General features: G+C 52.3%; 1 protein-coding gene. It reads right to left on the bottom strand.

Annotated features, from left to right (window positions below):
• On the bottom strand, window positions 1-1,250 hold a 1,250-nt coding region (locus ACIP66_RS28780; RefSeq protein WP_400652695.1), incomplete at both ends, for a tandem-95 repeat protein.

The raw sequence follows: 1,250 nt of genomic DNA, 5'->3' as shown, positions 1-1,250 counted from the left end.
CCCGAACTTACGGTGTAGTTGAAGTTGGTAGCGCCATTAAAGTTGGTCGTTGGCGTGAAAGTCAGCGTGCCGTCGACATTGAGCGTAACCGAACCATTGGATACCGCCAAGGGCACCCCAACAGTGACCACTGCGCCATTTATCGCGGTGATTACATGGGCGCCGTCTTCAAAGGTGTCGTTGTCGTCCACTGCAATGATGATCGATGTGTCTTCGTTAGTAGTAATCGTATCGGCGGCAATGTCGGCCACCGGGGTGACGGTTAACGACACGGTCGATTGTACAGTGCCGTCCAAGCCGTCACTGATCTCGACGATAAAGCTGTCGGTGCCGTTGTAATCGGCAGTCGGCGTATAAGTAAAACTGCCATCTGGATTGAAAAGGAGAGTGCCGTTAACAGGTTGAGTGATTACAGTAAACGTCATGACGTCACCGTCTGGATCAACGGCCGCAACACGGCCGTTAATGGCCGTGTCTTCTTGCGTTTCGATTGCGTAGTCGCCCGTCGCAGGATCAAATGTTTGGCCGGGCACATTCGGATCAATCGGTGTTGGTACGTCATTCGATGAGTTAACGTTTATAGAAACAGTGGCCGTTTCGGTCACGCCTCCTGAGGTCACGGTATAAGTGAAATTATCCGGGCCGTTATACTGAGGATCAGGCGTATAGATAACCGTACCGTCGGTTTGGAAACCGACACTGCCATGCGCTCCTTGGGTAACGGCTGTAATAAGAGCGTCGCTACTTTCAAAGTTGTCCGCACTCGCGCCATTCGATCCCGATAGAACGTTGATGGTAATCGCAGTATCTTCAAGTGTTTGGACGGAATCGTTGACCACGTCCGTTACTGGCGTGATGACGAGCATTACGCTCGATAGCACAGTTCCTCCCTTGCCGTCGCTGATCTCGACTACAAAATAGTCGGTGCCGTTGTAATCAGCCGTTGGGGCGTAGCTATATGCACCAGTGGTGCCATTGAACGTCAATGTGCCGTGAGACGGCTGCGTATTCACGGTATAGGTCAGCAAATCACCATCGGCATCGGTCGCCGCTAGTTGACCGTTGAAGGTGACGTCTTCGGGTGTCGTAGCTGTGTAGTTACCGGTAACAGGATCCAAAGATTGACCCGGTACTGGCGTGATCGGCTCAGACGGAACTGGAGCATCGTTAACAGGTGTGACATTGACCGTTACAGTCGCAGTTTCTGTTACACCGCCTGAGTTCACGGTGTAATTGAAGATGGTGGCGCC

Source organism: Pseudomonas sp. NPDC088429, assembly GCF_044753305.1.
Lineage (GTDB): Bacteria > Pseudomonadota > Gammaproteobacteria > Pseudomonadales > Pseudomonadaceae > Aquipseudomonas > Aquipseudomonas rustica.
Note: the sequence above shows the minus strand (reverse complement) of the source record. Positions and strands in the feature narration are given on the sequence as shown.